This is a genomic window from Lactobacillus panisapium, from assembly GCF_019469265.1.
GTDB lineage: Bacteria > Bacillota > Bacilli > Lactobacillales > Lactobacillaceae > Lactobacillus > Lactobacillus panisapium.
In genome coordinates this window covers 371,819-396,843 of the sequence record NZ_CP048268.1, presented here as the reverse complement: position 1 = coordinate 396,843, position 25,025 = coordinate 371,819, and the positions used below count along the sequence as shown (strand labels likewise).

The 25,025-nt window shown below is 37.4% G+C and carries 21 protein-coding genes and 1 CRISPR repeat array (1 of these 22 cut by a window edge); of the genes, 4 read left to right on the top strand and 17 right to left on the bottom strand.

The genetic code is table 11. The features are described from left to right. Nucleotides 1-6: 6 nt before the first annotated feature. The 6 genes from GYM71_RS01885 to GYM71_RS01860 all read right to left on the bottom strand — a co-directional run bounded on the left by GYM71_RS01885 (nt 7) and on the right by GYM71_RS01860 (nt 7,043). The gene (locus GYM71_RS01885; RefSeq protein WP_103753137.1) at nt 7-561 is read right to left on the bottom strand and encodes a TetR/AcrR family transcriptional regulator; all 555 of its coding nucleotides are present in this window, start codon (nt 559-561) and stop codon (nt 7-9) included. A 172-nt stretch (nt 562-733) separates the two neighbouring features. Next, entirely contained in the window at nt 734-1,651 is a 918-nt protein-coding gene (locus tag GYM71_RS01880; RefSeq protein ID WP_220220714.1) for a serine hydrolase, read from the bottom strand. Nucleotides 1,652-1,665: 14 nt separating this feature from the next. Beyond that, complete coding sequence (locus GYM71_RS01875; protein ID WP_103753139.1) at nt 1,666-2,583, bottom strand: magnesium transporter CorA family protein; 918 nt, start codon at nt 2,581-2,583, stop codon at nt 1,666-1,668. Between the two features lie 136 nt (nt 2,584-2,719). Then, on the bottom strand, nt 2,720-4,024 hold the full coding sequence (locus GYM71_RS01870) for an extracellular solute-binding protein (protein ID WP_220220713.1): 1,305 nt from the start codon (nt 4,022-4,024) through the stop codon (nt 2,720-2,722). 260 nt (nt 4,025-4,284) lie between these two features. After that, complete coding sequence (locus tag GYM71_RS01865; protein WP_220220712.1) at nt 4,285-5,787, bottom strand: FAD-dependent oxidoreductase; 1,503 nt, start codon at nt 5,785-5,787, stop codon at nt 4,285-4,287. Nucleotides 5,788-5,798: 11 nt separating this feature from the next. Next, entirely contained in the window at nt 5,799-7,043 is a 1,245-nt protein-coding gene (locus GYM71_RS01860) for an MFS transporter (RefSeq protein WP_103753142.1), read from the bottom strand. Nucleotides 7,044-7,155: 112 nt separating this feature from the next. On the opposite strand from GYM71_RS01860, the gene GYM71_RS01855 reads away from it, so the two are divergent. Continuing rightward, entirely contained in the window at nt 7,156-8,067 is a 912-nt protein-coding gene (locus GYM71_RS01855; RefSeq protein ID WP_220220711.1) for a LysR family transcriptional regulator, read from the top strand. Nucleotides 8,068-8,126: 59 nt separating this feature from the next. Here the strand turns inward: GYM71_RS01855 and GYM71_RS01850 are convergent, their stop codons facing one another. Genes GYM71_RS01850 through GYM71_RS01830 form a run of 5 tightly spaced genes read right to left on the bottom strand, consistent with a single transcriptional unit; the run spans nt 8,127 to nt 13,541 of the window. After that, nucleotides 8,127-9,437 (bottom strand): extracellular solute-binding protein, encoded by a 1,311-nt coding sequence (locus GYM71_RS01850; RefSeq protein WP_103753144.1) that lies wholly within the window; start codon nt 9,435-9,437, stop codon nt 8,127-8,129. A gap of 48 nt (nt 9,438-9,485) precedes the next feature. Next, nucleotides 9,486-10,781, bottom strand: coding sequence for an MBL fold metallo-hydrolase (locus GYM71_RS01845; protein ID WP_220220710.1), 1,296 nt, complete (start codon nt 10,779-10,781; stop codon nt 9,486-9,488). Next, the gene (locus tag GYM71_RS01840; RefSeq protein WP_103753146.1) at nt 10,765-11,589 is read right to left on the bottom strand and encodes a carbohydrate ABC transporter permease; all 825 of its coding nucleotides are present in this window, start codon (nt 11,587-11,589) and stop codon (nt 10,765-10,767) included. Before GYM71_RS01840 ends, GYM71_RS01845 begins: the two co-directional genes overlap by 17 nt. Beyond that, nucleotides 11,590-12,456: a carbohydrate ABC transporter permease gene (locus GYM71_RS01835; protein ID WP_103753147.1), complete on the bottom strand. Its 867-nt coding sequence runs from the start codon at nt 12,454-12,456 to the stop codon at nt 11,590-11,592. Continuing rightward, on the bottom strand, nt 12,456-13,541 hold the full coding sequence (locus GYM71_RS01830) for an ABC transporter ATP-binding protein (RefSeq protein ID WP_220220709.1): 1,086 nt from the start codon (nt 13,539-13,541) through the stop codon (nt 12,456-12,458). The genes GYM71_RS01835 and GYM71_RS01830 overlap by 1 nt, the downstream gene beginning before the upstream one ends. 787 nt (nt 13,542-14,328) lie before the next feature. Between GYM71_RS01830 and GYM71_RS01825 the strand changes: the two genes are divergently transcribed. Next, on the top strand, nt 14,329-15,159 hold the full coding sequence (locus tag GYM71_RS01825; protein WP_220220708.1) for a helix-turn-helix domain-containing protein: 831 nt from the start codon (nt 14,329-14,331) through the stop codon (nt 15,157-15,159). Nucleotides 15,160-15,390: 231 nt separating this feature from the next. On the opposite strand, the gene GYM71_RS01820 is transcribed toward GYM71_RS01825, so the two are convergent. The 6 genes from GYM71_RS01820 to GYM71_RS01795 all read right to left on the bottom strand — a co-directional run bounded on the left by GYM71_RS01820 (nt 15,391) and on the right by GYM71_RS01795 (nt 20,189). Beyond that, on the bottom strand, nt 15,391-16,263 hold the full coding sequence (locus tag GYM71_RS01820) for a DNA/RNA non-specific endonuclease (protein WP_103753150.1): 873 nt from the start codon (nt 16,261-16,263) through the stop codon (nt 15,391-15,393). A 102-nt stretch (nt 16,264-16,365) separates the two neighbouring features. Further along, complete coding sequence (locus tag GYM71_RS01815) at nt 16,366-17,319, bottom strand: exonuclease domain-containing protein (protein WP_220220707.1); 954 nt, start codon at nt 17,317-17,319, stop codon at nt 16,366-16,368. Between the two features lie 14 nt (nt 17,320-17,333). Beyond that, the gene (locus GYM71_RS01810) at nt 17,334-18,152 is read right to left on the bottom strand and encodes a Sir2 family NAD-dependent protein deacetylase (protein ID WP_220220706.1); all 819 of its coding nucleotides are present in this window, start codon (nt 18,150-18,152) and stop codon (nt 17,334-17,336) included. Nucleotides 18,153-18,175: 23 nt separating this feature from the next. Beyond that, nucleotides 18,176-18,811: a DUF421 domain-containing protein gene (locus GYM71_RS01805; RefSeq protein WP_174683356.1), complete on the bottom strand. Its 636-nt coding sequence runs from the start codon at nt 18,809-18,811 to the stop codon at nt 18,176-18,178. A gap of 15 nt (nt 18,812-18,826) precedes the next feature. Continuing rightward, on the bottom strand, nt 18,827-19,276 hold the full coding sequence (locus tag GYM71_RS01800) for a DUF3290 domain-containing protein (RefSeq protein ID WP_220220705.1): 450 nt from the start codon (nt 19,274-19,276) through the stop codon (nt 18,827-18,829). A gap of 157 nt (nt 19,277-19,433) precedes the next feature. Continuing rightward, on the bottom strand, nt 19,434-20,189 hold the full coding sequence (locus GYM71_RS01795) for a PAS domain-containing protein (RefSeq protein ID WP_220220704.1): 756 nt from the start codon (nt 20,187-20,189) through the stop codon (nt 19,434-19,436). 203 nt (nt 20,190-20,392) lie between these two features. On the opposite strand from GYM71_RS01795, the gene GYM71_RS01790 reads away from it, so the two are divergent. Both GYM71_RS01790 and GYM71_RS01785 read left to right on the top strand, forming a co-directional pair. After that, a complete protein-coding gene (locus GYM71_RS01790; protein ID WP_220220703.1) occupies nt 20,393-21,307 on the top strand; it encodes a proline-specific peptidase family protein in 915 nt (304 codons plus the stop codon). A 406-nt stretch (nt 21,308-21,713) separates the two neighbouring features. Then, nucleotides 21,714-22,961: a glycosyltransferase family 2 protein gene (locus tag GYM71_RS01785; protein WP_220220702.1), complete on the top strand. Its 1,248-nt coding sequence runs from the start codon at nt 21,714-21,716 to the stop codon at nt 22,959-22,961. 250 nt (nt 22,962-23,211) lie between these two features. Then, nucleotides 23,212-25,025: a CRISPR direct-repeat array (repeat unit 36 nt; unit sequence GTTCTAGTCATCACTGATCTAACAACCATCTAAAAC); it runs 400 nt beyond the window's last position.

Here is a 25,025-nt window from a genome sequence, read left to right as displayed (position 1 = left end):
TCTTAATTAAATATTTTTTGGCTGAACTAATTTGAGAATCAAATCATGGTAACCTTGATCGGCCTCTTTACTAGTTTCATTCTCAAAAGATGCTGATACGTCTAGAAAAACATATCCTAATACCGCACCGATTAAAGAATGAAGTGAAACAGTACTGTCACTTCTTAAATTCAATTTATCGGCCAATGCGATTACATTCATGATTTCCTTAGTGATAGCATCTTCGGGTTTATACTCATTCAGGTGATAAAGAATACTAAAAAGTGCGGGGTCATTCAAAATAAAATTACGTACAATATCCGCAAATCTCAGTAAAGCTTCCTCTCCTGCAATGCCCATCAGATTTTCAACCAGCTTTTTACTTAATATCTTAATCCTGCTTGCACCAACAAGTGATAATAATTGCTTACGACCTGAAACATAGTGATAGAGTGACTGTGAACGAACGCCTAACTCTTTAGCTAGGTTCGGCAGAGTAGTCGCAGAAAGTCCTTTTTGACCAATCAGCTCCGTCGCCTTCGCAATCACCTTATCAAGATCGAGGCTTCTCTTTTTAACCAAATTCACCCCTCCTTATAACAGCATAGTGAACAATATAGCACTACAGTTTGAAGATTACAATCTACAAAGTGTAAATTATTATTATTTTTTTGCCAAAAGTTAGGTGAAGGCCTGTAATGCAAGACTTTTTTGGACATAAAAAAATCCAAAAACTTGGATTAATTAGTTTATTTTACTTAAAAAAGCCGTTAACTGTTTTACCTAAATTACTAAAACTGCGGTCAGAACTAGCCCAGACGCTCACACAGTAGGCATGGCCGTGACTTTGCACAAGTGCAACGTTTGCTCTGCTATCACCAATGGCATAAATGGTTGCACCGTTAGTTTGTGCCACAATCTTGGGCTTTTTACCAGTTAGACTAAGTGAACCCAGCGCCATATTGGCATATTGCCGGTTCAAAGTTTTATTTTGGTACAAATTGTTCATCACTGCAGCTAAGTCAGCAGCCGTTGTTGTGGCCACCGGACCAGCCGAATAATGCTCACCGAATTTGGTGTTAGTCGCACCCATTTTATGCGCTACTTCATTGATTTTAGCGGGCTTAACTTTTCTTGTTAAAGCATTCCCAGCAGTCTTATTTTTGCGCATTAAAGTCTGTTTTAAAAAGGTTACGCCATATGCAATTCCAGGTTTAAGCATTTTATCGCCCTTAGCTCGATCCGCTTTTTTTACCTTAATCGCAGTATGGTCACTCAGTTTACCATGTTGCTCCTGATAGTAAATAGCCGCAAGCAAAAAGAGGTTACCCGTAGCACCAACTTCATGTGCTTTTGCAGTATTTGATACCCGCGCAAATTTACCTGAATTCAAGTCTTGAACACTAACTTGATAGCTTTGATCTTTTCCCATCACCTTTTCAATTTGCTTTGACCAATCCTGATTACTGCCAGAAGCAACTTTAATGTGATTGGGATATTCAACTGCTGCCATTTTTGGTTCATGGGCAGTTTTACCCTTAGACTTATTGGTGGTATTTTTTTGATTTACAATTTGAACTTGCGAATTCTCTACTCGCTTAATGTTAACCGAATACAACATAAATGCTAGTAGTGTTGTTATTAAAGAGCCGATGAGGACTTTATTTTTCATTTTTTTGCCTCAATTTAGAAGAAATGATGTCGTTTCATTAATACAATCAACCAGACCATTAAAAGAATCGTGATCAACATGATTGCAATCCAATCAGACGAATTATGACTTACTGGTAAGCTAACATTCATCCCGTAAAAACCCGTTAGAATGGTCGGAATAGTCAAAACTAATGACCACACCGTGAGGAATTTCATCGTGTCATTTAGGTTATTGTTCATCATGTTATTGGACGTTGCCGAGAGAGTTTGCGTTACTTGTTGCGAAATCTTAACCATTTCTGCTGACTGATTCGATTCGATTAAAACATCGTCCAGCCGCTCGCGTGCCGGCTTAGTGAAATCCAATTCCGACAATTTTAAACTGTGCAGCATCATCAAATTGGTTTGAATTGAACTGGATAAGTAGACTAAACTTTTTTCAATGCTTGATAATTCAACTAAATCCTTATTATCAATGTCATCTGATAATTTTTGATCAAGCGTATTCCGCTGTACATCTAATTGTGTAACTGCTCGCTGAAAGTATTGCGATAAAAATAACAGAAATTTCATCAATAATTCCGTTACATCTTGTGCCGTCGACAATTCACGTCTCATTGCTAAATCATTGAATTCATCAAAAACGTAACTGGTTGATTCAGTGTGAAAAGTAAAGATATTCTCACCCGAGACCAAAAAAGTAACCGGATGTGATGTAAAGTGCTTAATTGTTTTAGTAGGCCAAATTGGTACATCATAAACCATCAAGTGGATATGCGTGTGGGTATCGTAATCATAGTGTGGGCGCTCATGACGGTCAGAAATGTAAGAAATCATATCAGGCGTAAAATTAAACTCGTCCTGTAATGTATTACTGTCATCTTCACTTAGATTACTAATGTCAAACCACCGATACTTGGTTGCCACCGGAAATTTCTGTTCTTTAATCATTTTCTTCACCCCTAGGTTGATGAATTAATAGACGCAAAAAGTCATATTAATGTTCTTTTATTTTACCATTCATGTGAAAAACGATAAATAAAAAAACAGGCGTAAAAACCTGCTTTTTATTTCTGTCAATTAATGATTATTGTTTCCAGGCTGCATCAAACTTGGTCTTTCCAGTATTAATAGCCTTGTTCACATTTCTATTTTTCTGAGCCGCAGAAAGAATTGATTGCATAATTGGCGTCAATTGGCTAAAAGTGGCACTTGAGTCTTTAATAACCGGAACACTGTAAAGTGAATTAGTTGACCAGATTGTCTCTAATTTTGCTGGCAATTTAAACTGCTTAATTGACTTGTATTCTGTAGACTTAGTTGCATCCTCATTAACAGGAATATAGCCCGTCTTTTTGGCCCACTTAATCTGACCTTGTTTCGAGGACAGGAACTTCATGAACTTAAAGGCCGCAGCTTTTTGCATTGCACTGGCCTGATTAAACATGTAAATATCGGTTCCCTGCTGCATCGTATACTTGCTTGGCCGTGCCGCAACTTCATAGGTAAAACCTTTTTTGGCTGCCTGCTTAATCCAAGTTTCTGTTGAAGATGAGGTCACAAACATCGCTAACTTGTTATTTGTGAATGGAATGTATAAGTACTTATCAGAACCAGCCATTCTGAAGTAGCCTGCTTTTTCACCAGCTACATAATAATTAAGCACCTTTTTGGAAGCCTTACCGGTAAAATCAATCTTACTAGAAAAATCTTGACCTTCGTTCTTCATGCCCAACACGTAGTAGTTATCAAGATCATCAAAGCCGGCACCGGCTACCTGATGATTACTCTTCTGGTAAATTGTTTGCGCAGCCTGTTTTAATTCTGCCATTGTAGTTGGTACTTTGGTTACACCGTACTTTTTAAGCATTGCAGGATTATAAATCAAGACTTCAGTTGATTTATTAAACGGAATACCGTATTGCTTGCCGTTAATTTTAGCGCCATTAAGCATATCAGCTTTAATTCCTGAAGCAGCTGAACTCCCCCAACCAACATCATGGTTATTAATGTAAGGAGTTAAATTGACCAACATGTTATTTTTAGCGGCACTTTCAAGCCAACCAGGATAAGCTTGGGTAATTGTAGGCAGGTTCTTCGGTGATTGCATCGTCGAATTCAGTTTTGCCTGTAAATCATCGTAATTTCCTTGTTGTTCCAACTTGATTTTAATATTAGAATTCTTGGCTTCAAACTCTTTTGCAAGACTCTTTAATGTATCGGCTTGAGCTCCCTGCATTCCGTGCCAGAAGACCACCGTGGTTTTCTTTGTTACCTTAGGAATCTTATTCGATGTTGATGTTGAAGATGAATTATTGTTTGAGCACGCAGCAGTTCCTACTAAAGCCAAACCGGCCACAGCAATTGCAGCTAGCTTCTTACCAAATTTCATTTTTTCTATTTTTCCTCCAAAATACTGGTTTAACCAACAATAAATAGTTGATCATTTTATTCTTATTTATTGTATAGCATGAAAAGTAAGATTACAATAAAAATTAGCTGAAAAATTCGGTTTTATTTCGTTTATTTATTATTTTAGCAAAAATAGTTCGGCTTTAGATCAATTTGACTAAAATTAGTCGTATTTTGTTCTAGTTCCTTACTTTGTGACAAAGTAAAAATGACTTATTGCCTCAATAAGTCATTTTTTAGTTATTCTGCCGCATATTTTCCAGCCAGACGCCCAAAAGTTAAAGCGTGACTAGCCGTTAGTCCAGGAACATGGTCAGGATAAATGCCCCAGAAAAAGCCACCGGAGCAGTTCCCTGCAGCATAAAGTCCAGGAATCACGTTTCCTTGCTGATTAATAACCTGCATTTGTAAATTCACACGCAGACCATCTAAGGTTGCAAGCAAACGCCCGCCAATAATTGCGCCATAATAAGGCGGCTTGGCAACTGGTTCTAAACGGTAGCTTTCTTTGCCAAAGTCCGTGTCGCTGCCAGATGCCACCATTTCGTTGTACCGCTCAACTGTCTTGTTCAAATTATTTGCAGGAAGACCTAATTTCTTCGCGAGTTCATCAATGCTATCAGCTTTTTGAACTAGACCTTCCTTTAGGCGATCATTCACTTCTTTGCGAGCCTCTTCACCCGTAAAAATTCCAGGAAAGCCCAAACGTGAACAGCCTAAGGTATGGTATTGCTTAAGATTTTCATCGCTCATTGTATCTTCAGTCCAAATCATGGCACTCAAATATCCCGGTTGCTTTGAAGCTGCAGTCATTTGGAACTGATATGGCGCACTTTCATTAAAGAACCGTTCACCATTAAGGTTAACCTTTAGCATCGGATAAGATCCAAGCCACAAATAGCCGGGATCATCAGGAGGTGTTAAATCAACTTCATAAAAATCTTCAGCATTTGTTCCGACCGGCACAGCACCGCGGTTAAAAACAATGGAGGCGGGCTCTTCATCTTTAGCTGCTCCAATTGCCATCGCAGCTGTAATTCCTGAACCATCATCCCTTTGACTATCAGTGTAAACATTTGTCTTTAATCCTAATGGATTCCATTTTGCCATTAAGGCCTGATTAGATCCATAACCACCAGTACACAAAATAACTGCTTTTGTGGCTTTAATAGCGAGCGGTTCTTGGGTTTTCATGTTTTTAGCAATTACACCGGTTACCCTGCCATGCTCAACTACCAATTTTTCTAATTTCGTGTGCCAGGCAAATTCAGCGCCGAGCTCTTCTGCCTTGGCAATTACCCAATTACCATAGCCCATTTGCCAATACTTGCCATCAGGTGCTGTGGCCTCATTACCGGTTGGAAACGCATGATTGCGCTCTGTCTCATAATATGCGTCAGGTGTTGCTTTAATATATGCTCCATGAGGACGTAAAACTTGCTCATCAAGCCAGTCAACCATTTCCGAACTATTATCTGCCCAAGTATTTAGCAGTCTCTGGTCAACATTACCTTGGTTAAAAGTAGAAAGAAAATTAACTAATTCGTTCCGATCAATTTCTACTCCCGCTTTTTTCTGAGCCTTACTATGAATAGCCGCAATCGTTTCGCGGTATAAATAGCCTGCACTTCCCATCTTATCAATTACTAAAACCTTAGCCCCTTTTTCTGCCGCAGCAGCTGCTGCCATGCCACCAGCATTACTTGCACCGACAACAATTATTTCGTATTCGCGCTTTTTCATTGAACTACCTCTTAATTACTTCCTTGATCAAAATGATTTCTTGAAATTACTACAATTAACAACATGATGATTAGAGCAATTACCGCAAAGAAAAGATAAACGGCTATGAAACCACCAAACTTTTCGGCAATCAGGTTATTAACTGGCATTGCAAACGCACCAATTAAAAAAGCAATTGAGTTAATGTAGGAAAAACCTTTAGCAAAAGCTCTTTTACCTAAAGCTGCTGTCGCAATCGTAGTGATTCCTGTTCCCAAATAAACGTAAAAAATATCATTAATTCCTGCACTAATAATTGCCAAATTGGCGGAGTGCGTCTTAGTAGCCATAATCAACAACCCGTATGAAATGACTGAGATCGCTAGCCAGACAATACTTGCTTTTTCAGCCCCATATTTATCACAGGTCGAGCCAACCAGTGGATTTAAAAAGATATCAAAGATCATTGCCGACGTGACCATCAGGCCACCGACAGCACCACTAAAGCCAGCTGAAACAGCATAAGTTGGAAACATTTGATTTAATACGGCCGGAAATTGTAACAAAATCACAATAACCAGCAAAATCCAGAAAGTCGCTGATTTAAATAATTCATGATTAGAAACAGTTGACACTTTTTCTGCAGAAGGCTTTTTGGCTGTTTCATTATCACCATATGGCTTACGCCCTTCTTGTGCTGGGGTAAAGTTAATCCCAAACAATGCACAGGGAATGCTTAAGATAGCAACAATCAGTGCAAGTAAGGTTAAACTTGCTTGCCATCCCATTTTGGCAATTAAAATAGACAAAATAGGACTCATAATTCCTTGAAAAACAGATGTGATTGCCCAGCATAAGCCGATTGCAAAACCTGCTTTTTCCGCAAACCAATTATCAAGCAATATTCCGACAGGAGTAAATGACATAAAGGAGATTGCGACGCCAATAATCACAGCAATAATAAAAAAGAACCAGATGCTAGTAAAATGCGGCATCAGGGCTAGACTGACGGCAACGGCTAAACTAGCAATTGTATATAAGATTTTATTATTCACTTTAGCCAAAATTTTAGGAACATTAGGTGTCATAACCGCCATCGTTAAAACTAAAACTGTATAGTAGTAAGATAGCGTAGATACTTTAGTATGAAGCGTTTGACTCAAAGGAGCCAAAAACGAACCCATCAAAACCATACTGGAACCTAAACAGGCAGCAGAAATTAGCCCAATGCAACACATGACTATCCACGGTCTAATATTCCTTTTTTGCTTACTCATTAGATCACCTCATCTTTTAAACTTCATTGAGTACAGCTTGATAATAAACTAATGATAGCGTTATGATGAACTAAATACCGAATAGCACTATGACGAATAGGAATAATGATCAATGAATTCTACCCAAATTAAGTGTTTCTTATCTCTTGCCAAAACACTTAACTTCACCCAATCTGCCCACAATATGTATCTTTCTCAATCCACAGTTTCCAAGAATATTAAGAATTTGGAAAAAGAAATTCAGGTTAAACTATTTGACCGTAAATATCATCAAATAATCCTAACCGAAAAAGGGAAAATTTTTTATAATCAAATGGTTTTATCTGCCGCAGAAATTGATGACACAATTCAGAACTTGCGCCAAAGTAGAAATATTACCAGACCAAAAATCAAGATGGGTTATACAGATTTACCCTTTGAAAAGAAGTGGTTACCAGTAGCGCTTAGATTGATTAATACCCAGACCAATCTCGAACTAGTACCATTTTTTGTTGATCCGGGGCAGGAACAAAACATTAATAAATTAATCAGCGATGGAACCATTGATTTAATGCTAATGCAAAAGGATATTATTCACGAAAAAGAAGAGACACGATACCAGGAAATACTCAAAAAAGGATTTTCAGTCGTTGTTTATCAAGGAGATAGTCTTTTTGTTAAAAGCAGCATTAATTTTCATGATCTTGCCAATCGACGAGTCTATTTATGGAATGGACACGATAATTTTCCTGCTATTGAAAGTCTGAAGTTTAGCATGCAGAGTAGCGACACTGATATTAACTTTCATGAGGAGATTGACTCCTCAATTTTAATTGCCTATGTTCGGGCCAAAATGGGGATTGGTATCGTTCCAAGCATTCTGTACAATAAAGATGATACAGATTTAAGATATATTCCTTTAAATACTGAACAACGACTGTCTTATGGGATACTATCTTTAGTCAATTCTGACAAAAAGAACAATATTAATAAAATCAACCAATATATTGCTCAAGCAATTAATATTTCAAAAACCCAGTGGTAAACAAAAAAGGATTTGTCATCTACGACAAATCCTTTTTAAGTAATCTTGCTATTTAGTTTTTATTGTTTCCAAGCAGCATCAAATTTTGCTTTGCCTGAATTAATTGCACTATTCACATTTTGCTTCTTCTGGGCAGCAGCTAAAATATTTTGCATAATTGGATTAAGTTGACCATATGCAGCACCAGCATCCTTAACAACTGGAACACTGTAAAGGTTCTTCATGGCATCTTCTAACTTAGCTGGAAGCTTAATCTTCTTATTATCCTTGTATTCAGCTGAATCAGCGGCAGCATTGTTAACTGGAATGTAGCCAGTTGCGTTAGCCCACTTAAGTTGACTAGATTTTGAAACTAAAAACTTAATGTAAGTAAATGCAGCTGCTTTTTGGTCTGCAGAAGCATGGTTAAACATGTAAATATCTGTACCTTGTGACATCGTGTATTTGCCAGGACGAGGAGCAACATCATAAGTAAACTTGTTGCCAACGCCTTGCTTAACGAAACCTTCACCAGCTGAAGTACCAATAAACATTGCCACCTTTTGGTTAGCAAATGGTCCTGAAAGATAGTGTTCTGAACCAGCTACTCTAAAGTAACCGGCCTTAATACCGTCAGCATAGTAATTAATTACTTTCTTCGAAGTAGCACCAGCAAAGTCAATCTTGCTTGAGAAGTCGACACCTTCGTTTTTCATTCCCAAAGTGTAGTAGTTTGATAATGAATCAAAGCCAGCACCAACAACTTTGTGATTACTCTTCTTGTAGATTGTTTCAGCATCCTCCTTCAATTCAGCCATTGTTGTAGGAGCCTTCTTAATACCATACTTCTTGAATATATCAGCATTATAAGTCAAAGTTTCAATCGACTTGTTAAATGGAATACCATATTGTGTACCTTCAATCTTGGCACCATCTAAAAGAGCAGTCTTAATGTTAGAAGCATCACTACTACCCCAACCTACTTCTTTACTGTTGATGTATGGTGTTAAGTTAACAAGCATTTTGTTCTTGGCTGCTGTGTAAAGCCAGTCAGGATATGCCTGCGTGATGGTTGGCAAGTTGCTTGGTGACTGCAAAGTTGAATTAATCTTTGCCTGCAAGTCAGGGTATGCACCTTGATTTTCCAATTTGACCTTAATCTTTGGATTATCCTTTTCGAATTCCTTGGTCAATTCCTTTAAGGTTTCTTGCTGAACACCTGTCATGCCATGCCAGAATACAATATTGGTATTCTTTTTCACCTTGGTAATCTTAGCTGAACTACTAGACGATGATGATGAAGAACTATTTCCACCATTCGAACAAGCAGCAGTACCTACCAGTGTCAAACCAACAGCAAAAGCTGCAGCAAGCTTCTTACTAAACTTCATTTGGTAAACCTCCCAAAAATAAAAACTAAACAACAATTTTTTGATTAACTAAAGCGTGATTGTTTCATTACGCTTCGGTAAAATCCGTTCTCCGAATGGGTTCTCTTCCAGCTCCGGATGCAATGTGTGCACCGGAATCAATTTTGCTGGTTGAACCTCTTTAATAATTTCTTTGAGTTCCATTTCGTCTGCATGACCGGAACAACGCAAGTCTTTGAACTCAATTTCATTATGGGCTAAATCTTGCAAGAAAGGCTTATATGCCGGATCAAAATCACCTAACGGTTCAGCGTTAGAGTGAATATAGATTCCGCCTTTTTGCAAATTGGCATAATTCCCAACTGCTTGCCAGAGGTATTCATGATCATCATTTAACAGTTCATCATACGAAACTGCTAATTCCGGTTTCAAATCTGTGAATATTTTATCCCCTGGCAAGTAGTAGTAGGGGTAATCCTGCTCAATACTTTCCTTAAGCAAATGTGCCCGCTGCGCATATAAAACAACCTGGCGCGGCGAATCGGCGATAATGCGTAAGAGCCGTTCAACATTAGTTGGGTAAGTATTAAAAGTAATCTGCTTATGTGGGTTATCCTGTTGCAATTGAACAATTTCAGCAGTCAATTCCCGCTCATTTTTTGGACCAGTAAATTCTTCGCTACTTGCAGCACTTTTTTCTTCCGGCCAAGAAACGCCCGTACCTTCAATAATCAGTGCATCACAGTTTTTGGCAGCAGCTAAGTAGGCGTGTACCCAATCAGGATGATACCCGTGCAACCTAATATCTCCTGTGTAAGCTATTCGCTTATCCGGTGTGCTAATAATCAATCCTGTTGCCCCATACGCATCGTGATCACTAGGCCATATTTCCAGCGTAATGTCACCGACTTGGATTGGCTGTTGATATTTAGCAGCAATGATTGGTCTTACATAGCTTGAAGAATGGCCAGAAGCTGGCAAAAGAAAATCACCATGTTCATTTAGTGCCGGCATCATCTGTGCCGTAATTGGCCCAGCATAAAGTGGAATTTCTGGCGCCAAAAAATTCATTGCCTTACTATGGTCAAGATGTAAATGTGACATGTATGCTGCCGCATGTTCCCAGCGCTCATGATCAATTGGTTTACCCGTAATTGCAGGATCGTAAAAATTGGGAACATCCCCAATCAGTTGATGCTTGACCAATGTTTCATATTTTTCATCGGGTAAAGCAAGTTCTGGACGATAGACTTCGCCGAGGTCAAACAACACATGGGAGCGGCGGTAAGCCACTTCAATCATTGGTCCGCCAATTGTTGTCAGACCGTTATAAAAGGTAATTGTGGTCTTAGCCTTTGAGGTCATTACGAACTACCCCCTTAATAATTTGCTTTCTAAAGATAAAGTACAAAATTAGGATTGGAACAACCGTTAAAGTTGCCGCTGCTAATTGCAATTGGGTTTCACTACCAGCATCAGAGGCAAAAGCTGAAAGACCATTGTTAAGAAGGCGCATTGTATCTTCGTTAGTCACAAGTAGTGGCCACAAGAAGGAATTCCAGCCTGAGATAAAGCTCAAAAGTCCTACAGTGAAAAGACCACTTTTAGACATTGGCACCAAAATTTTCCAAATGTAGTCCCAATCACTTGCACCATCAATCATGGCAGCTTTATAAATTGTTTCCGAAATGGAACCAAAGTAGCTTTGTAAATAATACATATAAAAGATGGACGTTAAGAATGGTAAAACCAGACCAATATAGGTATTAAGTAGACCCATATGTGCAATCGTATTGTAATTGGTAAAGATAATTGCTTCACCGGGAACCATCAATAAGGAGAGCATTACCATCTGAACAACGCCCTTACCCTTAAAGCGTAAGTTAACCATCGCAAACGCTCCAAGCAGCGAATTAAATAAGCTGACCAGCGTAGTAATTGAGGCGGTTAAGACCGTATTGAAAAAGTATCTGGCAAATGGCGCCCGAGCGAAGACTTTCGCATAGTTACCCCATTCGAAATGATGCGGAATGAGCGTTGGCGGAATTGAGGTTGTTTCCTGAAAATTCATTAGTCCGCCCAAAATCATGTAGATAAATGGAAAAACCGTAATGAAGGCAAAGATGAACAAAATAATGTAACTGAATATGACTCCTAAGCGAATTCGTTTCATTTAATTTTCTCCTATCTTCTTCATCATTTTGCGTTGCAAGAAAGTAGCAAATAAAATAATCAGGAATAAGATCACTGTTGCGGCCATGGCCACTCCTGGAGTACCAACGGTTTGGAACTTATTGTAAATATAAAAGACTGCCGTCGTACCGGAATTACCGACTCCAGCTTGCCCGTTAAACAGCGCATACACTGACGTGTAGATTTTAAATGCCCCAATAATATTCATCGTTAGTAAAAAGGCAATCGTTGGCACTAATTCCGGCATTGTAATCTTCCAGAACTTATCCTTACCACTAGCCCCATACATATCTGCAATCGTATAAAAATTAGGGTCAATATTTCTAAGTGCACCCATCAAGATTACAATATTGAAAGCCAGCGATGACCAGATACCAAAAATGATAATCGTGGTCAGTGACATTGCCGGGTCATCAATCCAATCAGGTGCTGGCAAATGGAGACTTCTTAATAAGAAATTCAACATGCCATAATCACCGTTAAAAATGTAACGGAAGACAATCCCAATCGCGATAGTTGAAGTAACATATGGCATAAAGAAGGTTGTTTCAAACAACGACTTATGCTTAACTTTGTCAAAAATAATCCAGGCAAGCATAATCGAAATTGCTAACCCCACCGGAACGGAAATTATTGCATATAACAAAGTATTCTTAATTGCCAACCAGAATTCTGGATCATTAAAAATATACTTATAGTTGTTAAATCCCGTCCAAGTCAAATCAATGAGTGACCCGCTTTGAAAACTCATGCCAAAAGCCCGCAGGATAGGATAAATACTAAATAAAGTGACAAAAATGATTGTTGGCGCTAAAAAAAGCCACGCTTTTTTCTGATTAGTTTTCATTAGTAAACCCGCTCTCCATCAGGTGTAAATAGAAATACCCGGTCCAATTTCATCGTGAGATTAACCTGATCACCATGCTTGATCGGTACTTCCAAGTCAATCAATGACCGTGCTTGAACGTTGTCATAAGTAAATTTCAATACTCGTTCGCGTCCAATTAGTTCTATATCATCAACTGTTGCATGCAAGAAACCATCTGGTGCAAGAACAACATTTTCTGGTCGAACCGATAAGGTGTATTCCCCATCAGGTAGTTCCCGTTTAAATCGTGCTTGTTTTAAATCAGCTAATTGAATAGTAAAGTCGTTAGCTTTTAATTCATTTTCAGTTTTAGTTACTTTAAAGTTATCAATCACCGGATTGCCAACAAAGTTAGCTACGAAGTAATTATTTGGCTCCAAGTAAAAGTTTTGGCCTAAATCATCTTGTTGGATAATGCCGTCATTAAATAAAATGATTTTATCACCAATTGATAACGCTTCTTCTTGATCGTGAGTAACAAACAATGTTGTAATTCCCACTGATTTAACTAGAGCGCGAATCTCTTCTCGAATTTTCAAGCGTAATCTTGCATCAAGGTTACTTAAAGGCTCATCCATTAATAAAATTTTGGGTTCTTGAACTAACGCTCTGGCAATCGCAACCCGTTGCTGTTGACCACCCGATAAGTTGCCTGGCTTTTGATCAGCCAATTCCGTAATTTGCGTCAGTTCCATATATTTTTGTGCGACTTTCTCGGCTTCCGCCTTAGACTTTTTATTTTTCCCTACAATTAATGGAAACATTACGTTTTGCAAGACAGTCATATGAGGATACAATGCATAGTTTTGAAAAACGTAGCCAATATGTCGATCTTTAGGTTCGACATTCACCACTGACTTACCATCAAAGAGAATTTCACCTGAAGTTGGGTTGAGCAGACCTGCCAGCATATTCAAAATTGTCGTCTTACCACAGCCAGAAGGGCCTAGAAGACAAACAAGATCCCCCTTTTTGACAGAAAAGCTGACATTCTTAATAGCTTCATGCCCATTATCGTAAACCTTTCTGAGATTTTTCACTTCAACGAATTTGTTGTTATCCATAAGTTCGCACCACTATATCTTGTATTAAATAATTTTTTGTCCCTCTAATTTTAAGATAAAAATCGCTTGAATACAACTTAATTTACTTAATAAAAATTCGGAGTTTAAGCTTAAAAGATCACTTTTTTTCTTAATTATTCGTATTTTAAGCTTGAATTACTAATTATCTGTTAGAAATCAGAATTAATGTTCTTATTTTGCAAACTACAAAAAAGGCGTCATCAAACCACAAGACTTGCTCTTGCGAGTTTATTTGCCTCTTAGGATTTAATCCGAACATTCATTATTATTTTTATCTTTTTAGTTTAATCATGCAAAAATCTTGATTTCGTTATTTTATATATTCTTGTATATTTTATTTGCATTTTTATTTCTCGCATACAAAAACACATCCTTAAATTACACTTTAAGGATGTGTTAGTAAGAATATACCTGTTAGACAAGTACACACTAATTATTCTATTACTTCATTAACAACCAATAACAGTACAAATTAAGCCGCTTGACTAAATATAAATGAAAACACATTTAATATCTGTACTGTTTCAGATTTGTTAATGATTAGTGCATTGCACTAAAGCCTACTAAAAAAATAAAAAAGTTTGAAATTGACATTTTTTTGCCCTCTTTCTATTAAACATTAGACATATAAAGGATATATTCACTGTTATTTCACAAAGTGATGTTACTATACCCTTTAACCAAATAAATAATAGTACCTAATTTATCCCAGCGAATTAAAATGTTGGCTTATTTCACATTAGTACTAATAAAAAGGGGGCAAATAATGAAAACCTTTGGTGAGACAATCCAGAAAATCAGAAAGTCACGTGGAATCACTCAAGCTGAACTTTCCAATAACTTATTAAATCGGACAACTTTATCCAAGATAGAAAACTCACTTGAAGAGCCATCTTATCAGAATGCTTCATTATTGATTAAGCGACTGGGAATTACCCAAGAAGAGTTTGATTATATTCGAAATAATTATAATTTAAGCCCTAAAGAACAAATAATTTACGATACTCTAAATATTGCTTATAATTCTCAAAATCAAAAGATTGATTCCTTGCTAAAACGATGCCAACTAATTAGTAATGATGATGATATTCAAATGATTACCTCAATTCTTGAGGCTTTTAAAACAGGAAATATTATTGAAGCGCGAAAAATAATTATACCTGTATGGAAACACCGAATTTCTAAAATCGAAAACTGGAATATCCTAGATTTATATGTCTTAAATATGATTTTCTTTGTTTTTGATGAAGAAACAATGATTGGCATTTCAAACCGCGCAATTGATACGATAGAAACCAAATACCCTTTTCTTAAATCATTGAACGAAAGTTTTGCACTCAATAAAGCTGCAATTCTCGTTCATAAAAGGAAATTCTCTGAAGCAATTCCTGACTTGCAAAAAGCATGTAAACTAGCTAGAGCAACTTGTCGATATGATAAATTATTTTTAGCTAAAGGTCGTCTAGCCATTTGTCAAAAAAATAAAGAAGAAGCTGTCAAATGCTTAAATACTTTGAAAGCAATGGAAGCTCTTGATGTGTATCGCGGTTTACAAACCGAAATAAAGGAGTTCGCCGATCGGTTTAACGAAAACTAAAAAATTAGACTAAAGGCTATTGCATTGCAATAGCCTTTAGCAGGGTATATTTTATCGTTTTAATTAAAAGAATTATATTCGGGGAAAATTCATTCCATGTTCTAAGTCGCGTCCCCTTAAGTTTTTGTTCTCACCTACCTTTACCTAAATTTTAAGGGGTAATAAGTAGCAGTAATTAAATTGTTCTGTTATTTCACATTACTAAAAAGCGTTGCACACAAATGCAACGCTTTAATATTGTTCTTTTACCAGCATCTCATGGTCTATTTTTGCTCGTCCATTATTATAGTCAAAAGAAAAACCGGGCTGAACATTAAATAAATAAACATTGAAATCTAAACTGCCATCAGTCGATACGGCTTGCAGGTTAATTCCCCGCGCCATCAATTCTTCTCCGCGAAAAATCGGAGTCGCCTGGTAAATTACCCGCTTATTTTCCCGCAATGCGGTCCGAACTCGACTTTCGAAGATCGTCTGAATGCGCTGATTGGAAAAAGCGGACTGCGTAAATAAATTTTTGGGATTATTTTGATCTCCTGAAAGGTTACGCGGATTAAAATTACCTTCCTGGTCTATCCCCGCAGAAACTGAATAGGCAATCAAGTGGCCGCGGTTGTATATTTGCGTTCCATTGCGGCGATTATAATGCCAAGCAGTTGGCTGCACAAATTGCTGAACCCGCAAACTACCGTTGGCAACGTTGCGTTTTTCTAAAAAAGCAGTATTGGAATGAGATGTTCGGTTAAGATTATCTAGGTTCGAATAAATAACGCGGTTGACGCGCCATGCGTTTTTAATCAAAGTTGACTTGTCATTATTAACCGTAATATAAGCTGAAGAACCACTCTTAAAATTGAGCTGTGCCAGTTTAGCATAATCTTGCTGTGACAAACCACCGTAGACTTTAGCTGCTGGCTTAGCCTGCTCAATCTTATTTTTCTTTGCTGGCTCATTGCGCGTTATTTGATTAATTGTCTGTCGACCGCTTGGATCCGTACCGCCTTTAGTCGAAACAAACCATAGCAAGAACAAAATAATAATGACTATCGCCCAAAAGTCACCATTAATTACCTTTCTGCTTTGTCTTCTCCGCCTGCGTGCCATTACATCCGCTCCTTATTTGATAATAACTAAGTATAGCTAATCGAACTTTTGTTTGCAATAGCTGTAAGAAAAAAGCAAAGCTTTTTACTTTGCCTTAAGATGTTAATTTCTAGCCCACTCATCAAGCATGTTCAAAAAATAGCTCTCAGAAAGACGTTTAATTTTACTGCCAGATTTATTATATTCTCGTGCTTGCTGAATTGCCTCATTGTTTTTATCAAAAAAGCTATCGTCATCAATAATTAAAAAATTAGTATCAGGCGTAACGATTGTCTGAGCCTGACCATTCATATTATTGACCATCAAAGCAGCTTCCGCATTATCCATATTGATTCCGTCAACGAACGCAACCTTTTTATTGTTGACCGGATTGCGGTAGCCAAGTTCCCAGGCTTCCAGTTCGGCGGCAAGTAAATCTATGTTTTTAATCTTACCCTGAGCCTTAGCCAGTAATTCATCTGTGAAATTAGCACGAAAATCATCGTAAACTTTTTTGGTATCGATTGAATCATCTAGGCCGTGATGTTGTTCGGTTTCTGCAATGCCTGCGCGCTGCATACAGTCAAGCAAGCGGTTATGCTGGAACGGATAGTAAGCTCGGGCTAAACGCAGCACATCAACATAATCATTATTTAGTTGAGGCAGCTTAAACTTTTCCGTTAAGTCATATAAAAAATTCAAGTCAAAGTTGACGTTGTAGCCGATAATAATGTCATCACCGATAAATTGCCGAAACTCCGTCATTGCTTCTTTAACTGGGATACCCTTTGTTAACAGCAGCTCCTCAGTTATGCCGTTTAATTTAGTAATAACAGCCGGAACCTTATTCGAGCGCGGATAAACTACCAGTTTGCTGAACTGATCAACAATTTCATTATTACGCACCTTAATGGCACCAAGCTCAGTTACATGATCACGGTAAGGGTTAAGCCCCGTCGTCTCAATATCAAGCAGCGTATAGTCAGCAATAAAAGCCGGATTTTCTTGGCCCTTGGCACGGAGTTTTTCTTGCGCACCAGTAACATGCAAAACACCGTTTTTGATATAAATACTCATCACAAGCCCCCTTTTTAAAGCAAGTTATGTAATAGAATAGCTGAATCGGCGTTTATGCCAGCACTTCTGGCTTGGATATCAAGCGGTAATTGCTCTTGACGATAATCAGCAGCAACATAAGACCACTGCGGATATTGCTGGACAAGGTGAATAATTGGCTGAAGCAGTTGCGGGCTAGTTTCGTCTACCCCCAATTCAAGGAAAACCGTTTTTTCCTCTTCATTACCAGTTAAAAACCACCGAAAACGAGTATTAGCATCTGTATCCGGGTAGAAATGCTCATTTAACGGCATGTGAATTTCCATTGGCTGACCGCATTTTTTACATCTAGGCACAAAAGCCGCTAAATCCTGCTTTTGCTGTTTAGCAGCTATAATTTTTTGGACAGCACCACGACTATCTTTAAGTCCGTGATTAATGCCACTTGAACATTGCATTTTTGTCCAATCGCCAAAAACATTAAAAATCCGGTTTTCATTAAAGCCAGCACTTTCAAAGAAATGACCAAAGCTGGATGTTGCAATAAAAAACTTTTTCTGGCCAATTAATTTGCGTAAATTTTTCATTGTTTGGCTTGGCTGATATTCAAGCGAATAGTGCGCAATCAGTTGACTCCAACAAAGCCATTTGTCAGACCAAGAAGCAGATTGCTGGTCTAACGCTTCTCCCACGGAATTCACATGATACTTTTCTGCAATTGTGGGAAAGTCCTGTGCAAAACTTGCTTGCCCCAGTAGGTCAAGTCCCTCCAGTTTTGCCATTCCATTACCCGCAACGATAATCATCACATCGGCATCAGCAACCAGATGCTTCGCCTTACTCAAATTTTCCATCTATTCCTATTACTTTCTAATTGTTATTTTTGATCATAGCTAGTAAATGAAAGCTTGCCATTTTCAATATCAGCTAAGAAAATATCGCCAATATTGTCATAGCCTGCATCTTTTGCTTCCTTTTTTAACCAGTCTTCATCCTTATCAATAAATTCAAGCACTTCTTGGTTAATTTGACCATCATTAATTAGTGGAAAACGAAGATTTTTCTCATCTTCTTGAATCACAGTTAGTTGACCATTCTTCTCAAAAATACAGTTTTTGACTTCATTAACCGAATAAACACCTTGGCTCCGTAGCTTAAACATCAACTCGTTAGCAGAAATCCCGGCAGATAAGCAGTTCTTAACCAGAACTTTTCCATCCTTAATAATTTGAATTGGTTTGCCATCAATCAACACGCGAATAATGTTGCTGTGTTCACGGGCAAATTTAAGAATAAAGACCACTAAAGTCCAGACAATTAACACTAGGAGAAACTGCAGCACCGTGATGCTGGAATTATAAATAACCCCACCGATAATGCCACCAAGAACATAGTTCTGCAATTGGTCTAATGCCGTGGTTGGGGCAATATTGCTTTTACCAAAAACATTAATCTGGAAAATTAATGTTAACACACCTAAAACAAATTTAATAAAAAGTTGCGTATAATCCATGTCAATTTCCCCCTATTAATTCTTGACATTAACTTCATGATTAATAACATGAGCTTTCTTTAAGGTGTAGCTATTATTATCATCATTCAGTTCCAATTGGTAATCAATATCTTTTGAATGAAGTCTGACAATTAGACCATTTTGTAAATTAGTTGAACTAACCATAACATCACTATTAGAAACACCGTGGTCTTTAGCAACCGACTTAATGAACGGAATAATCTGTTCCGACTGGGATTTTACCAAATTGGTTTGAACATACTTTTCATATTGTGTTCCAACAAATAATAATAAGAAAAGCAACGCAATAATTCCTAGGTCACGGTAACGAGTATCGAACCGGTGCCGCAAGTAAAGAACCGTAAAAGCAATCATCGTTAACGCCGCAATTGCGATTAAGACATACAAAATTGTTTTACTAGTATTTTGATTCTGCTCAATGTACTTGAGTGTGTAAAAAGTCATAACACTACCACCTCTAGTTAAAAACTCCGCACCGGGTATTAAAAGCGATGCATTAATGTAATATCATGGTTAGCTCACTAAACTATGTTTATAAGTCTACCTAATATCAGTATATCAAAAAGTGGTTAGAACCTGTCTAACCACCACTTGTGAATATTTATTTTAGCGATGCCGAAGTTGTCGCATCATCTGGCACCTTTTCTTTTACTGTAGGCTGTTCTTCTTTTTCAGCAGCTGCCTTAGTCGATGCTCCCGTTGCAGCATCTGGAGAAGAATTGCGCCGATAAGTAGCGCCTGTAACTGCATCTGGGTCATTAACCAATTTTTGTCCAGTCGTTTCGCAGAAATACTTGACTAGCGGATAAAGATCTTGTACCCACTCGTAGATCCCAGCATAATTACCCTCATCATCTTCTACGCGTTTGTAGTAATGTAAAACTAATTGATGCAAATTACCAGTCGGGACAGGCATATAGACTTCATCATGACCATCCTGTTTGGTCCGCAATGCGTGGACAACTTTTTTAGCTTCAGGAATGACATCGCGTACATCTGGATGAACTTGTCCCATCGAACTTCCTACTTGATCAGGCGTTCTTTTTGCCTTCATCTTTGTAGCTGGATCTACCGGACGGTTGTACCACAAAAACTGATTGTTATCGTCAACAAAAGTCAGTTCTCCAATCGTGTTGCGCAGCATCCAGTTAATTTGATTCACCGTCAATAAACCACTATCAAGCTTGACGTAATCATCACCACTTGCCGCGTGCGTCTTGGCCGCAGCTTGTTCTAGCCAATCCGGATCATCAGGAGCAACATCACTCACCGTGTAGCGACTTTTACCCGCGGCGGTAAAATTTTCTGCTAAATATTCTTTTTCAGCCATCTTTTTTAGCCAGTTTGGTTCTGCCATAATATCTCTCCTTATTTTCCATAATTATTCTTCAATTATATCATGTATGCGCTTCACCAAAACGTAAGAATAGCAATAATATCCCCGTTTTTACCCTAATAAAAATCTTGCTATTACTTTTACCACGTATTTTATCTGCATGGTTTTTCTTTCAATGCTCATGAGCTAAAATAGAAATTAATCATATTAAGAAGGAGAACAAAATGAAAACTGGTTCCAAAATCATTACTTTAGACAATGGTTATCACTTGTGGACAAATACTCAAGGACATGGTGATATTCACTTACTATGCCTACATGGCGGTCCTGGTGGCAATCATGAATACTGGGAAGACACAGCCGAGCAATTAAAAAAACAGGGCTTGGATGTACAAGTAACAATGTACGACCAACTGGGCTCCCTTTATTCAGATCAGCCAGATTATTCTGACCCAGAAATCGCAAGCAAATATTTAACTTATGACTACTTTTTAGATGAAGTAGACGAAGTGCGCGAAAAGCTCGGATTAGATAACTTTTATTTAATTGGGCAAAGCTGGGGTGGCCTGTTAGTTCAAGAATATGCCGTTAAATACGGCCAACACCTAAAAGGGGCAATCATCTCATCAATGGTCGATGACATTGACGACTACGTAAAGGCTGTTAATCGGCGCCGTCAAGAAGTCTTACCACAAACGGAAATCGACTTTATGCATCAATGCGAACAAAACGATGACTATGACAACAAACGCTATCAAGAAGATGTCAATATTCTCAACATTAATTTTGTCGACCGTAAGCAGCCTTCTAAGCTTTACCACCTAAATGATATCGGTGGCAGCGAAGTTTACCATGCCTTCCAAGGGGATAATGAATTTGTCATTACCGGGAAGTTGAAAGATTGGCATTTTAGAGACCAATTAAAGAATATTAAGGTGCCGACTTTAATTACCTTTGGTGAAGAAGAAACCATGCCGATTGCTACTGCTAAAATTATGCAAAAGGAAATTCCTAATTCGCGTTTGGTTACTACGCCTGACGGCGGCCACCACCACATGGTTGATAATCCTGCTGTTTATTACAAACATTTAGCTGACTTTATTCGTCAAGTTGAAGATAATTCCTTCGCTGGTAAATAGTTGTCAAAGCAAAAAAATATATAGTATATGAAAAAGCAAGCAAAATTTAGCTTGCTTTTTGTTTTGCCAAAAATGTTTTTTAACTATATCAATTTATTTGTTTAGTCAATTTCAGAGTTTATAAAATACTATGTTTTGTTTCCTTTTAGTCTACTTAAATAAATAAAAATTATAAATGAATTTTTGCTATTAGTTATTTTATTATTCGATGATTTTTAGTTACTTAAACAGTGAATAAACTATTACCAAATAAGCGTTACAAATATATTAAATTTATTTTATAATAAGAGTGTGTAGTATTTGTATAGATGTGATTTCGTAATCAAATATGTAATAGCGTTATTATATATTTAATTAGTTTTTATAGATTTGTAAACAGTAATTAATAAACTCTAGGGATGATGAAATGAATGTTTTTATCACGGTTATGCTTATTGTCAATGGCTGTGCCTTTGTTTTCGACTTTATTTTCAGCCTCTATTTATCATTTAGTAAAAAAATTAGGCAAGAAAAATATTATGGTAGCTCGCGGAATTTTACCACCTTGCTATTGTTAATTCCTGCTATGAATGAATTCGCAACGCTAAAGCGAGATTTGCCATATCTGGTTAAATTACACAATCAATGTAAGAATTTTATCAATTTAGAGCTAGTATTTATCGATGATGATTCTAGTGATGGCACAACGGAATTACTTGATAAATGGTCACATCACGCTAATTTACACGTTATTCACCGTGTTAAACCAAACGCACAGATTGGGAAAGGACCAGCTTTAGAATATACCGTCAATCAAATTATTCAAATGAATTATTCCCTTGGCAAGACACTTATTGGCATTATTGATGCGGATAGTCACTTTGATTCTGATTACTTAAGAGAGGTCGTTGCTACCTTTCAAAATTCCTTTTACGACCTTGTTCAAACGCGTGTTGACGTTTATAACACTGTTGATAACCTGACAATAATGCAAAATTTTGAATTTTCCATTTATAATGCACTATTGCAAATGGCACGAACAAATTGGGGATCAGCTCTGGCTTCTGGCAACGGTCAGTTCGTTACGTTAAAAATGGCCAAAAATGTTGGCTGGTCTTCCTCCCTGCTTGAAGACTGTGAGTTCTCACTCAAGGGATTGCTGAAAGGCTATTATGGCACTTTCTTAAATACTGTCAGTGTTAAGCAAGAAGGTGTTTCTAACTTAAGAAAACTTATCCGGCAGCGGACTCGCTGGTGCCAAGGTGGCCTGCAATGCCTTAAGATTTATGGCGGAGCAATAATGAAAGCCAAACATCTTCAGACAATTGTTAAAACTTTCATCATTTTTTTCTTAATGGTGCCATATCTATCCATCATAGTTGTGCCATCATCAATTATTTCGGTTTCCGTTTTGATTTTTTACGCTTTCTATCGGCCATTAATTGGTTTAGCAATTATTTTCACATTATTATTCACAGAAAACCTGGTCAATACGTTAATGATTGAAAAACAATGGCACGAATCGAATTTAGAGCCACCTAAAAATCGCTTAATAATTTTTAGAATAATCTTTAGCTTTGCCTTTTATCGCTGGGTGCTAGCCTTTATCCCCTATCGCGCCATAATTCGCCAATTAAAAGGGAATGATTCATGGGTAAAAACAGCTCACAGCTAGTTATATGTAAATGCACTAAAAAAGCACATCACAAACGATGTGCTTTTTTTATTGAGTAAAATTAGTTAATTCACATAGGCAAGCAGGCCGCGTAAAGCTCTGGGCAAACAATCTCTGAAATTGCTGCCAGTAAAGAGGGCGTGAACTCGCTACTTCCTGAAATTGTGCGTCCAAAATTGTCATAAAAAGCCTACAGCTCTGGCTCAATAAAGGCAAGCTAAAGCCAACTTTATTGATAGATGAATTTTTAACTCTAGTCGTCACTGATCTAGCAACCATCTAAAACCTGTATTGTATCATTCTTGTTTTAGTAAAAGTTCTAGTCATCACTAATCTAACAACCATCTAAAACCAAAAGTATTGTCCTTGTGCGACTTACGCCGTTCTAGTCATCACTGATCTAATAACCATCTAAAACATTATTAGAGTCGAAAAGGGATAGAGAGACGTTCTAGTCATCACTGATCTAACAACCATCTAAAACGGAGCAGATAAAAATGAAACCACCACATTAGTTCTAGTCATCACTGATCTAACAACCATCTAAAACAAAAGTCTCTGCTGACCACGCTTCCATCTAGTTCTAGTCATCACTGATCTAACAACCATCTAAAACAACAGAATTAAAACAGCATTAACTGCTGCAGTTCTAGTCATCACTGATCTAACAACCATCTAAAACTGTTATCGTTAATTAGTTTTACTTGATACAGTTCTAGTCATCACTGATCTAACAACCATCTAAAACAGGTCAATTTTTCATAATCTTTATTATCAAGTTCTAGTCATCACTGATCTAACAACCATCTAAAACTGTATCTTTTTGAATAACCTTAACAAAATTGTTCTAGTCATCACTGATCTAACAACCATCTAAAACTTATCTTTTACTATCTAAAGTATAACACTTGTTCTAGTCATCACTGATCTAACAACCATCTAAAACTAATTGTCATTTGTTGACGTGGTAAAACGTGTTCTAGTCATCACTGATCTAACAACCATCTAAAACAACGTGTTTGGCACAACTGGACAAAACGCAGTTCTAGTCATCACTGATCTAACAACCATCTAAAACATGTCGTAATTTACGGGTTGAAGGGGGATGGTTCTAGTCATCACTGATCTAACAACCATCTAAAACGCTGGATGTCAATTAATGACGTTGAATTCAGTTCTAGTCATCACTGATCTAACAACCATCTAAAACTGAAATTAACACGTCTTTGCTGCGTATTTTGTTCTAGTCATCACTGATCTAACAACCATCTAAAACAGATTATGATGCGTTATCTAAAAACAGTAAGTTCTAGTCATCACTGATCTAACAACCATCTAAAACACGACTGATACTGTTAAAACATTTTTGCTTGTTCTAGTCATCACTGATCTAACAACCATCTAAAACGCCGAACACCGTTTATATCATTGAAAATGAGTTCTAGTCATCACTGATCTAACAACCATCTAAAACCGCCCGTTGGCTATAATATATGCTTCAGACGTTCTAGTCATCACTGATCTAACAACCATCTAAAACCGATATGATTGCGGATATACCTTCAAAACTGTTCTAGTCATCACTGATCTAACAACCATCTAAAACTTAATTCATCTTGATAAAATGCTTTTTCGTGTTCTAGTCATCACTGATCTAACAACCATCTAAAACTTATGTACTAACTTGTAGCCATCTTTATGAGTTCTAGTCATCACTGATCTAACAACCATCTAAAACTGCGATATGATTGGGGTTCTAATTGCTCATGTTCTAGTCATCACTGATCTAACAACCATCTAAAACGTCAAGAACTGTTGCTGAGCTGGAAGAAGAGTTCTAGTCATCACTGATCTAACAACCATCTAAAACCTAAAGTGATTTAAATCAATATAGAAATCGGTTCTAGTCATCACTGATCTAACAACCATCTAAAACCAACTGTTGCACAGTCATTTTTAAGAATTAGTTCTAGTCATCACTGATCTAACAACCATCTAAAACCTATTTTTTGGCCATTGAAATCATAGGTTGGTTCTAGTCATCACTGATCTAACAACCATCTA

Bases quoted from the DNA above. Each gene is read 5' to 3' on its own strand.
- GYM71_RS01810 (WP_220220706.1), bottom strand. From the start codon at position 18,152: ATGGAAAATTTGAGTAAGGCGAAGCATCTGGTTGCTGATGCCGATGTG.
- GYM71_RS01785 (WP_220220702.1), top strand. From the start codon at position 21,714: ATGAATGTTTTTATCACGGTTATGCTTATTGTCAATGGCTGTGCCTTT.
- GYM71_RS01805 (WP_174683356.1), bottom strand. From the start codon at position 18,811: ATGGATTATACGCAACTTTTTATTAAATTTGTTTTAGGTGTGTTAACA.
- GYM71_RS01860 (WP_103753142.1), bottom strand. From the start codon at position 7,043: ATGAGTAAGCAAAAAAGGAATATTAGACCGTGGATAGTCATGTGTTGC.
- GYM71_RS01875 (WP_103753139.1), bottom strand. From the start codon at position 2,583: ATGATTAAAGAACAGAAATTTCCGGTGGCAACCAAGTATCGGTGGTTT.
- GYM71_RS01795 (WP_220220704.1), bottom strand. From the start codon at position 20,189: ATGGCAGAACCAAACTGGCTAAAAAAGATGGCTGAAAAAGAATATTTA.
- GYM71_RS01815 (WP_220220707.1), bottom strand. From the start codon at position 17,319: ATGAGTATTTATATCAAAAACGGTGTTTTGCATGTTACTGGTGCGCAA.
- GYM71_RS01880 (WP_220220714.1), bottom strand. From the start codon at position 1,651: ATGAAAAATAAAGTCCTCATCGGCTCTTTAATAACAACACTACTAGCA.
- GYM71_RS01790 (WP_220220703.1), top strand. From the start codon at position 20,393: ATGAAAACTGGTTCCAAAATCATTACTTTAGACAATGGTTATCACTTG.
- GYM71_RS01850 (WP_103753144.1), bottom strand. From the start codon at position 9,437: ATGAAGTTTAGTAAGAAGCTTGCTGCAGCTTTTGCTGTTGGTTTGACA.
- GYM71_RS01870 (WP_220220713.1), bottom strand. From the start codon at position 4,024: ATGAAATTTGGTAAGAAGCTAGCTGCAATTGCTGTGGCCGGTTTGGCT.
- GYM71_RS01830 (WP_220220709.1), bottom strand. From the start codon at position 13,541: ATGGATAACAACAAATTCGTTGAAGTGAAAAATCTCAGAAAGGTTTAC.
- GYM71_RS01840 (WP_103753146.1), bottom strand. From the start codon at position 11,589: ATGAAACGAATTCGCTTAGGAGTCATATTCAGTTACATTATTTTGTTC.
- GYM71_RS01845 (WP_220220710.1), bottom strand. From the start codon at position 10,781: ATGACCTCAAAGGCTAAGACCACAATTACCTTTTATAACGGTCTGACA.
- GYM71_RS01825 (WP_220220708.1), top strand. From the start codon at position 14,329: ATGAAAACCTTTGGTGAGACAATCCAGAAAATCAGAAAGTCACGTGGA.
- GYM71_RS01855 (WP_220220711.1), top strand. From the start codon at position 7,156: ATGAATTCTACCCAAATTAAGTGTTTCTTATCTCTTGCCAAAACACTT.
- GYM71_RS01865 (WP_220220712.1), bottom strand. From the start codon at position 5,787: ATGAAAAAGCGCGAATACGAAATAATTGTTGTCGGTGCAAGTAATGCT.
- GYM71_RS01835 (WP_103753147.1), bottom strand. From the start codon at position 12,456: ATGAAAACTAATCAGAAAAAAGCGTGGCTTTTTTTAGCGCCAACAATC.
- GYM71_RS01800 (WP_220220705.1), bottom strand. From the start codon at position 19,276: ATGACTTTTTACACACTCAAGTACATTGAGCAGAATCAAAATACTAGT.
- GYM71_RS01820 (WP_103753150.1), bottom strand. From the start codon at position 16,263: ATGGCACGCAGGCGGAGAAGACAAAGCAGAAAGGTAATTAATGGTGAC.